This window comes from Lysobacter enzymogenes, assembly GCF_017168095.1.
In the GTDB taxonomy this organism is placed as follows: domain Bacteria; phylum Pseudomonadota; class Gammaproteobacteria; order Xanthomonadales; family Xanthomonadaceae; genus Lysobacter; species Lysobacter enzymogenes_D.
Genome location: NZ_LXSD01000371.1, coordinates 1 through 9,282, shown reverse-complemented (window position 1 = coordinate 9,282; position 9,282 = coordinate 1). Strand labels below are relative to the sequence as shown.

General features: G+C 72.7%; 9 protein-coding genes. 1 reads left to right on the top strand and 8 read right to left on the bottom strand.

The window, feature by feature from the left end:
• The 3 genes from A7A76_RS14955 to A7A76_RS14945 form a co-directional block, all read right to left on the bottom strand.
• A partial coding sequence (locus tag A7A76_RS14955) for an AMIN domain-containing protein (protein WP_206411928.1) occupies nucleotides 1-630 on the bottom strand: 630 nt, incomplete at its 3' end.
• Between the two features lie 123 nt (nucleotides 631-753).
• The gene (gene tsaE / locus A7A76_RS14950) at nucleotides 754-1,272 is read right to left on the bottom strand and encodes a tRNA (adenosine(37)-N6)-threonylcarbamoyltransferase complex ATPase subunit type 1 TsaE (RefSeq protein WP_206411927.1); all 519 of its coding nucleotides are present in this window, start codon (nucleotides 1,270-1,272) and stop codon (nucleotides 754-756) included.
• Between the two features lie 7 nt (nucleotides 1,273-1,279).
• Nucleotides 1,280-2,803, bottom strand: coding sequence for an NAD(P)H-hydrate dehydratase (locus A7A76_RS14945; protein ID WP_206411926.1), 1,524 nt, complete (start codon nucleotides 2,801-2,803; stop codon nucleotides 1,280-1,282).
• Between A7A76_RS14945 and queG the strand changes: the two genes are divergently transcribed.
• Nucleotides 2,802-3,947: a tRNA epoxyqueuosine(34) reductase QueG gene (gene queG / locus A7A76_RS14940; protein WP_206411925.1), complete on the top strand. Its 1,146-nt coding sequence runs from the start codon at nucleotides 2,802-2,804 to the stop codon at nucleotides 3,945-3,947. The genes A7A76_RS14945 and queG overlap by 2 nt on opposite strands.
• A 231-nt stretch (nucleotides 3,948-4,178) precedes the next feature.
• Here the strand turns inward: queG and pgi are convergent, their stop codons facing one another.
• The 5 genes from pgi to folK all read right to left on the bottom strand — a co-directional run bounded on the left by pgi (nucleotide 4,179) and on the right by folK (nucleotide 9,001).
• Nucleotides 4,179-5,690: a glucose-6-phosphate isomerase gene (gene pgi, locus A7A76_RS14935; RefSeq protein ID WP_206411924.1), complete on the bottom strand. Its 1,512-nt coding sequence runs from the start codon at nucleotides 5,688-5,690 to the stop codon at nucleotides 4,179-4,181.
• A 13-nt stretch (nucleotides 5,691-5,703) separates the two neighbouring features.
• The gene (gene panD, locus A7A76_RS14930; RefSeq protein WP_074866448.1) at nucleotides 5,704-6,084 is read right to left on the bottom strand and encodes an aspartate 1-decarboxylase; all 381 of its coding nucleotides are present in this window, start codon (nucleotides 6,082-6,084) and stop codon (nucleotides 5,704-5,706) included.
• A gap of 140 nt (nucleotides 6,085-6,224) precedes the next feature.
• Complete coding sequence (panC, locus tag A7A76_RS14925; RefSeq protein WP_206411923.1) at nucleotides 6,225-7,085, bottom strand: pantoate--beta-alanine ligase; 861 nt, start codon at nucleotides 7,083-7,085, stop codon at nucleotides 6,225-6,227.
• Between the two features lie 165 nt (nucleotides 7,086-7,250).
• A complete protein-coding gene (panB, locus tag A7A76_RS14920) occupies nucleotides 7,251-8,090 on the bottom strand; it encodes a 3-methyl-2-oxobutanoate hydroxymethyltransferase (RefSeq protein ID WP_206411922.1) in 840 nt (279 codons plus the stop codon).
• A 395-nt stretch (nucleotides 8,091-8,485) separates the two neighbouring features.
• A complete protein-coding gene (gene folK / locus A7A76_RS14915; protein ID WP_206411921.1) occupies nucleotides 8,486-9,001 on the bottom strand; it encodes a 2-amino-4-hydroxy-6-hydroxymethyldihydropteridine diphosphokinase in 516 nt (171 codons plus the stop codon).
• Nucleotides 9,002-9,282: the final 281 nt, after the last annotated feature.

Here is a 9,282-nt window from a genome sequence, read left to right as displayed (position 1 = left end):
CGCCGGCGCAGAATGCGGCGGCGCTTGCGCGGGCGCGCCGGCGCCGTTGCGCGCGGCGAGCTCGGCGATCAGCTTGTTGGCGGCGGCGCTGGACGCGACGGCCGGATCGGCCGGTTGGACCTCCGCCGTCGGGCTGGCGGGATTCTGCGCGGGGACGTTCTGGAAGCCGACGCTCGGCGCCGGCGCGGACGCCGCCACCGGCGCGACAGGCTTGGGATCGGGCGCCTTCGGCGCGACGGCGACCGCGGCCGCCGGCTCGCTGCCGTCGCCCGGCCATTCCAGGATCAGGCGCGGGCCGCCGGGGCCCTGTTCGATATGCGGCTTGAGCACCGCCACCGGTTGGGCGAGGTCGAACACGATGCGCGCGGTGCCGGGCTGCGGCTCGCCGCTGCGCACGGATTTGATGACGCCGGCGCCGGCCGGGAGCCGGACGCCCTTGCCCAGGCGCGAGGCCGGCAAGTCGACCACGAGGCGGTCGGGGCCCTTGAGGCTGATGACCTTGTATTCGCCGGCGCCGTCCAGAGCGATTTCGGCGCGGGTGCCGGTGGCGCCGTTGCGCAGCTCCAAGCCCTTGATTTCGCTGGCATGAGCGAGATTCCAGGCCAGCGCTGCCAGGAGCGCCAGGCCCATCAGGACTTTCTGAACGGTGGCCCCCTTGACTCGCATGGGCGTAAGTCAAGCACTGCGATTATCGAATTGCAAGTATTTTTTCCTTGCAAATCCGGTACCTGCCGCTACTTCCTAGGGAATCGTTCAGGAGTCGGCCGCAAGCGGCTCTATCCCGGTCGCCGTGGCCAGCGCCGCCAGCCAGGCGCGACCGCCGGCGCTGGACGCCGCCAGCCGGACGCTGCGGCCGGCCCCGTCCACAGCCAGATCGATGCGCAGATCGGCCGGCGGCAGCCAGCCACGACCGCGTTCGGGCCATTCGATCAGCCACAAGCTGGCTTCGCCGCCGTCCAGGCCGAGGAACTCCAGCTCGCCGGCGTCGCCGATCCGGTACAGGTCCAGGTGCCAGGCTTCGCCGCCATCGGCGAGCGGGTAGCGCTCGACCAGGGTGTAGGTCGGGCTGCGGATCGCGCCCTGCACGCCGAGCGCGCGCAGCAACGCGCGCGCCAGGGTCGATTTGCCGGCGCCGAGATCGCCGTGCAGGTGCACGTGCAGCGCGGGCGCGTTCGTGGTCGAGCGCGCGGCCGCGAGCGCGGCGCCGAGCGCGTCGGTGGCGTCGGCATCGGCCAGGTGCAGACGCAGTTCGGAAGCGACGTCGGAATTCATCGCGAAATCATCGCTCATCCGCGTGCGGATTGGCGCAACGGCGCAGCCACGGCATCAAGTCGCTCGGCAACAGCCCGCGCTCGCCGCCCTCGCGCGCGGCGCGATCGCCGGCGACCGAATGCAGCAGCGCGCCGCAGCTCGCCGCATCGAACGCATCCAGCCCTTGCGCGCGCAGCGCCGCGATCGCGCCGCTGAGCGCATCGCCCATGCCGCCCACCGCCATGCCCGGATTGCCCGCGCCGATCGCGCGCACGCCCTGCTCCGGCGCATGCACCAGGGTGCCCGCGCCCTTCAGCACCACCGCGCAGCGATAGCGCTCGCTCAACGCGCGCACCGCAGCAAAACGGTCGGCCTGCACGCGCGCGCTGTCGCTGCCGAGCAGGCGCGCGGCTTCGCCCGGATGCGGGGTGAGGATGCAGTCGGCGGGCAAGGCGCGCGGCTGCGCGGCGAGCAGATTCAACGCGTCGGCGTCGAGCAGCAGCGGCTTGCCGCTGGCCAGCGCGGCGGCGAACAGATGCGCGCCCCACTCCTGCGTGCCCAGGCCCGGGCCGATCGCGATCACATCGGCGGCGGCGAGCGCGGCGCGCACGTCCTCGCTGGATTCCACCGCGCGCGGCATCGCTTCGGGCAGGCGCGCCAGCAGCGGCGCGACGTGGTCGGCGCGGGTCGCCGCGTCGACCAATCCGGCGCCGCTGCGCAGGGCGGCCTGCGCGCACAGCAGCAACGCGCCGCCGTGGCCGTGGTCGCCGCCGATGCACAGCACCCGGCCGTTGCGGCCCTTGTGGCTGTCGCGCCGGCGCGGGCGCAGCCAGCGGCGCAGGTCCGGCGCGCGCAGCCATTCGGCCACCGGGTAGGCGCCGTGCGCGGGCGGGTCCAGGCCGAGGTCGGCGAGCAACAGTTCGCCGGCGCAGTCCAGCGCCGCGCCGGTGCGCAGGCCGCGCTTGCGGGCGATGAATTCGAGCGTGCAGTCGGCGACCACCGCCGCGCCGGGCGCGGCGCCGCAGTCGGCGTCGACGCCGCTGGGCGCGTCGAGCGCGAATACCGGCGCGCCGTGGGCGTTGATCGCCGCGATCAGCGCGCTCGCCGCCGCATCGGGCGGCCGCGACAAGCCGATGCCGAACAAGGCGTCGACGATGGCGTCGGCGGCCGGCAATGCGCCGTCGAATTCGATCGTCGCGCCGCCGGCCGCGGCGTACTCGGCCGCGGCGCGCTGCGCCAGCTCGCCGCGCGGCGCGTGTTCGCGCAGGCGCACCACGCCGACCCGGCGTCCGTTGCGCTGCGCGTGCACAGCCATGACGTAGCCGTCGCCGCCGTTGTTGCCGGGCCCGCACACCACCAGCAGCGAATAGGCCTGGGTCCAGCGGTCCAGCCACTCGCGCCAGGCCGCTTCGCCGGCGCGGCGCATCAGCTCGAAGCCGTCGCCGAGTTCGGCCGCGGCCGCGCGCTCGACCGCGCGCAGCGCGGCGGTGTCGTACAGCGGCGCTGGTGCCGGCGTTTCGGCGGAGCCGTCGATATCGGGGGACCGGGACATGCCTGGATTCTATACTTGGCGCAACGTGAGCCAGATCGACGCCAGCCCCAGTTCCTCCGACGCGCCCGGCGCCCCCGCCGGCCGGCCCGCGCCCGACTATTCGGCGCTGGCCCGGCGCATCCGCGAGCTGGCGCGCGAATTCGGCTTCCAGCGCTGCGGCATCAGCGGCGTCGAGCTGGGCCAGGACGAGGCCTATCTGCTGGATTGGCTGGAACGCGGCCTGCACGGCTCGATGGACTGGATGGCGCGCCACGGCGAGCTGCGCGCACGGCCGCAGCAACTGCTGCCGGGCACGGTGCGGGTGATCTCGGTCGGCCTGGACTACGGCCGCCGCGACGACGACGAGGCCTGGGCCACGCTGGCCGACGGCGAACGCGCCTACGTCGCGCGCTACGCGCTCGGCCGCGACTACCACAAGCTCATGCGCCAGCGCCTGCAGCGGCTGGCCGAGCGCCTGGCCGAACTGGTGGGGCCGTTCGGCCATCGCGTATTCGTCGATTCCGCGCCGGTGCTGGAGCGCGCGCTGGCGCGCAACGCCGGGCTCGGCTGGATCGGCAAGCACACCTGCCTGATCGACAAGGACGGCGGCTCGTGGTTCTTCCTCGGCGAGATCTACGTCGACCTGCCACTGCCAGTGGACGCTCCGGCCAGCGCGCACTGCGGCACCTGCGTGCGCTGCATCGACATCTGCCCGACCCAGGCCATCGTCGCGCCGCACCGGCTCGACGCGCGCCGCTGCATCGCCTACCTGACCATCGAACACGCCGGCGCGATCCCGCTGGAGCTGCGCGAGCCGATCGGCAACCGCATCTTCGGCTGCGACGACTGCCAGTTGATCTGCCCCTGGAACAAGTTCGCCCAGCGCAGCGACGAGCCGGATTTCCGCGCCCGCAACGATCTCGACCGGGCCACGCTGGCGCAGTTGTTCGCCTGGGACGAGGACGAGTTCCTGCGCCGCACCGAAGGCTCGGCGATCCGCCGCAGCGGGCACGAGCGCTGGCTGCGCAACATCGCGGTGGCGTTGGGCAATGCGCCGACGACGCCGGAGGTGATCGCGGCGCTGCGTTCGCGCGTGGAGCACCCGAGCGAGCTGGTGCGCGAGCACGTGCACTGGGCGCTCGCGAAGCACGAAGCCTCCCTGTAGGAGCGGCGCGAGCCGCGACCAACCGAAGCGACGTGCGCAAGCGGTGCACCCGAAGCCTGGAAAATCGGCCTGATTGCACCGATTTACGAAGCTCCGACCAAGAACGCTGTCGATCATCGCTTCGGTTGGTCGCGGCTCGCGCCGCTCCTACAGGGAGCAACCCACGCTTCGCCGAGGCCTGAAACGACGAACGGCGCCGAGGCGCCGTTCGCGGATGCGTATGGCGGCGGCTTACCCGCGCAACCGCGCCAGCAATTCGCGCGTCACCGGATCGTCCGCCTCGGCTTCGCCGGCCAGCGCCGGCAGCAGCTTGCTGGCGACTTGCTTGCCCAGCTCGACGCCGAACTGGTCGAACGCGTTGATGCCCCAGAACACCGACTGCAGGTACACGCTGTGCTCATACATCGCCAGCAGCGCGCCGAGCGCGGCCGGGGTCAGCGCGTCGAGCAGGATCGTCGTGCTCGGGCGGCCGCCGGCGTAGGCGCGGTGCGGGTCGTCGCTGCGCTGGCCGTTGGCGAAGGCCTCGGTCTGCGCCAGCAGATTGGCGTGCAGGGCGCGATGGTTCTGCGGATACGGCGCGTCGCTGCGGACCACGCCGATGAAGTCGGCCGGAACGATCGAGGTGCCCTGGTGCAGCGCCTGGAAGAAGCTGTGCTGGGTGTCGGTGCCGGCGCCGCCCCACCACACCGGCACGGTGTCGCCGTGCACCGGCGAGCCGTCGAGCTTGACCGACTTGCCCAGGCTTTCCATCACCAGCTGCTGCAGATAGTTCGACAGCAGCTTCAGGCGCTCGTCGTAGGCCAGCACCGCCTGGGTGGCGTAACCCTGGCCGTTGCGGTTCCAGATCGAGGTCAGCGCGTGCCAGGCGGCGAGGTTGCGCGGCAACTCGGTCTGCAGCACGTGCGCGTCCATCTGCGCCGCGCCGGACAGGAATTGCTCGAACGCGTCCATGCCGATCGCCAGCGCGATCGGCAGGCCGACCGCCGACCACAGCGAGTAGCGGCCGCCGACCCAGTCCCACATCGGCAGGATGCGCTCGGCCGGAATGTTGAAGGTCTGCGCCGCGCGTTCGACGTTGGCGCTGATCGCGTACAGGCGCGAGTCGTCGCCGAGCCAGTCGCGCAGGATGCCGCCGTTGAGCAGCGTCTCCTGGGTGCTGAAGGTCTTGGAGATCAGCAGCGCCGCGGTGCGACTGGGATCGAGCCCGGCCAGCGTGCGCTGGGCCGCGTGGCCGTCGACGTTGGACAGGAAGTGCACGCGGAAACGGCCCGGCTTCGGCCCGCTCAGCGCATCGACCGCCAGGCGCGGGCCGAGGTCGGAGCCGCCGATGCCGACGCTGACGATGTCGGTGACCTCGCTCGCGCTCAGCGCCTCGACCACCGCGCGCATCTGCGCGCGCGCCTTGAGCGCTTCGCGGTGGGCGTCGTGGGCGATCGGCGCGTGGGAGAAATCGCCGCGCAGCGCGGTGTGCAGCGCCGGCCGGCCTTCGGTGACGTTGACGGTCTGGCCGTCGAACAGCGCCTGCAGGCGCTCGCGGCTGCCGGCCGCTTCGGCGGCGCGGAACAGCCAGGCCAGGGCGTCGCGGTCGTAGCCCTGGCGGGCGAAGCTGGCGTAGATCGGCCCGACCTTGAGGGCGAAGTCGCCGGCCCGGGCGGGGTCGGCGGCGATCAGCCGGGACAGCGGCGTGGCAGCGACGCGCCCGACCTCGGCGCGCAGCTCGTGGAGTCGGGAGTCGTCGCTCATCGTGCGTCGGGTCTCAGGCGGCCTGCGCCGGCATCGAATGGTTGGTGTGGGTGAGCCGGTTGTCGCGGTCCACGTAGACCAGGGTCGGCTTGTACTTGGCCGCTTCGGCCTCGTCGCAGATGCCGTAGGCGCAGATGATCACCAGATCGCCGGGCTGGGCCTTGTGCGCGGCCGCGCCGTTGACCGAGATCACCCCGCTGCCCTCTTCGCCGCGGATGGCGTAGGTCGAGAAGCGGTGGCCACTGTTGATGTTGTAGATGTGCACCATCTCGTACTCGCGGATGCCCGAGATGTCGAGCAGGCGGCCGTCGATCGCGCAGGAGCCTTCGTAATGCAGCTCGGCGTGGGTGACGGTGGCGCGGTGGATCTTGGCCTTGAGCAGATTCAGTTGCATGTCGGTCACTCGTGGGCCCGCGGGCGTCGCGGACGCGAAGGGGTCTGAAGTCTAACAGCGCATGGCGCGCTGCAACATGGGCGGGGCGCGGCCCGGGCGCAACGCAGCTTTTCGCCGCCCCGCGCCGGCCGCCGCCCCGTTCAGGCGGCGAATTCGAGGTTGTCGATCAGGCGGGTACGGCCCAGGCGGGCGGCGATCAGGGCGACGCGTTCGCCGTCGCCGGCCTCGTCCGCCGCGCCCGCCTCCGGCAGGGTCAGGTCCGGGCGGCGCAGCGCAGCGTAGTCGACCTGGAAGCCGGCGTCCGTGAGCCGGCGCGCGGCTTCGGCCTCGACCGCCTCGCGGCCCTGCCCGGCCTGGGCGGCCTCGCGCATCGCCTGCAGGGTGCGGTGGATCTCCGGCGCGCGCTCGCGCTCGGCCGGCGACAGGTACTGGTTGCGCGAACTCATCGCCAGGCCGTCGGCCTCGCGCCGGGTCGGCGCGGCCACGATCTCGATCGGGAAGGCCAGATCGCGCACCAGGTAACGGATCACCGCCAGTTGCTGGTAGTCCTTGCGGCCGAACACGGCCGTGTCCGGGCGAACCTGGTTGAACAGCCGCGCCACCACCGTGGCGACGCCGTCGAAATGGCCCGGGCGGTGCGCGCCTTCCAGGGTTTCGGTCACGCCGGGCACGGCCACCTGCACGGTGCGCTCGGCGCCGTAGGGATACATGGTCTCCACCGACGGCCGCCACAGCAGGTCGCAGCCGGCCGCGCGCAGGCCGTCGGCATCGGCTTCGGGGGTGCGCGGGTAGCGGCCGAAATCCTCGTTCGGGCCGAACTGGGTCGGATTGACGAACACGCTCGCGACCACCCGGTCGGCGCGCTCGCGCGCCAGCCGGATCAGCGAGTGGTGGCCTTCGTGCAGGTTGCCCATGGTCGGGACGAAGGCGACGCTGTGGCCGGACGCGCGCCAGGCCTGCAGGGTGGAACGCAGGGCGCCCAGTTGATCGACGGTCAGCATGCGGTAACTCGCGAAGAAAGACGGCGTGGAGGTGACGGCGCGGTCCGTGCGCGGGCAAGCGGCCGGCGGAGCCGGCCGAGGCGGCGGCACCAGGCTCTGCGGGAGCCGGCGCCGGGGCCTATGTCGGGCCGCGCGGCGGCGATTTCCAGCCCCGCGCCGGCGCGCTCAGTCGTAGGAATGCGCGGCGTCGGGGAAGCGGCCGTCGCGCACCGCTTCGGCGTAGGCGGCGAAGGCGCCGGCGACCGAGCCGCCTTCGGCCAGGAAGTCCTTGACGAACTTGGGCCGGCGGTGGCCGGAGTTGACCCCGAGCAGGTCGTGCAGCACCAGCACCTGGCCGTCGCAGTGCGGGCCGGCGCCGATGCCGATGGTGGGAATGGCCAAGTCGGCGGTGATCGCCTGGGCCAGCCCGGTCGGCACGCATTCCAGCACCAGCAGCGCCGCGCCGGCCTCGGCGACCGCGCGCGCGTCGCCGCGCAGCTTGGCCGCGGTGGCGTCGTCGCGGCCCTGCAGCTTGTAGCCGCCCAGGCGCAACACCGACTGCGGGGTCAGGCCGAGGTGCGCGCAGACCGGAATCTCGCGTTCGACCAGGAAGCGGATGATCTCGAGCTTGTGCCCGGCGCCTTCGATCTTGACCATCGCCGCGCCCGCGCGCAGCAGCGCGGTGGACGCGTCGAGCGCGCGCTCGGGCGTGGCGTCGGAGGCGAACGGCAGATCGGCGATCAGCAGCGCCTTGGACAGGCCGCGGGCGACGCAGGCGGTGTGGTAGGCCATGTCGGCCGCGCTCACCGGCAAGGTGCTGTTATGGCCCTGCACGACCATGCCCAGCGAATCGCCGACCAGCACCAGGTCGGTGCCGGCGGCGTCCATGGTGCGGGCGAAACTGGCGTCGTAGGCGGTCAGCATGACCAGCTTGCGGCCGTCGCGCTTGGCGTCGGCGAGCATGGGCACGGTCCAGGCCTTGCGCTTCTCGGAAGGCGTGGCGTCGGTCGGAGCCGAGGTGTACATGGGCGGAAGTCCGGTGGCGACGGACGTGGTGGGGAGGTCGCCTAACTTAGCAGGTTGCCGCCGCCTGGCGACCCTCGCCGGCGCAACGCGGTCGCGCCGCCATGCGCGGGCAAGCGTGGCGGCGCGCGCATCGGCCGCAATCGCCCGAACCGGCAATCCCGCCGCGCCAACCCGGCCGCCCCTTGTAGGAGCGGCGCAAGCCGCGACCGCAACAACGCGACTGCGACGAAACCGACCTATGCCTTCGTTCGCAAGAACCGGCCGCGGCGTGCGTCGGTTTGCGACCAAGGGCGAAACACGGTGGCGATCGCCGGCCCGGGAAGCTGGCGCCGTGGTTGGGTTGTCGCGGTCGCGGCTTGCGCCGCTCCTACAGGGGGGCGGTTGCGGGTCGAGGGTCAGTCGCCCTCGCCTTCCGGCAAGGCTTCGATTCCGCCCAGGTCGATCCGTGCCAGCGCCTCGCGCGCCGGGCCGATGCCCGCGATCGAGACGTCCGGCGCGATTTCCACCAGCGGCGCCAATGCGAACGCGCGCTCGTGCAGGTGCGGGTGCGGGACGTGCAGGCCGGCTTCGGCGATGACCTCGTCGCCATACAGCAGCAGGTCCAGGTCCAAGGTGCGCGGGCCCCAGCGGTCGCTGCCGTCGGCGCGGCGCGCGCGTCCGGCGTCGCGTTCGATGCCGAGCATCGCCGCGAGCAGTTCGCGCGCCGGCAGCGCGGTGTCCAGTTGCGCCACGGCGTTGAGGAAATCCGGCTGGTCGGTGCGGCCCCAGGCGGCGGTGCGGTACAAGCGCGAGGCGCGCACCAGGCGCGACTCGGGCAACGCGGCCAGCGCGCGTAGGGCCGCGCGCAGCACCGCGGCGCTGTCGCCGAGATTGCTGCCCAGGCCGATGTAGGCGGAAACGGTTGGAGTCATGGCGTACTGGCGCGCAAACGCGCTACGGGCGACGCGTTCGGGCCGCCAATGCGGCCCGAACGAACGGCGATGCGGCGGCGAAAAGAACCGGCTGAAGCGGACCGTGCGGGCACCGCATCGCGACGGCCGGAGCGGATCGGGCGAAGCGGATCGAACGAGAAGCGGAGCGAAACAGGGGCGAATCCGGACGAACGAACCTGCAGCCGCGGCCTGCAGGCGCAACGGCGACGCATCGCGTCGCCCGCCGCCGCGGCCGCTACTCCGCGCCGCCGCCCGGCGCG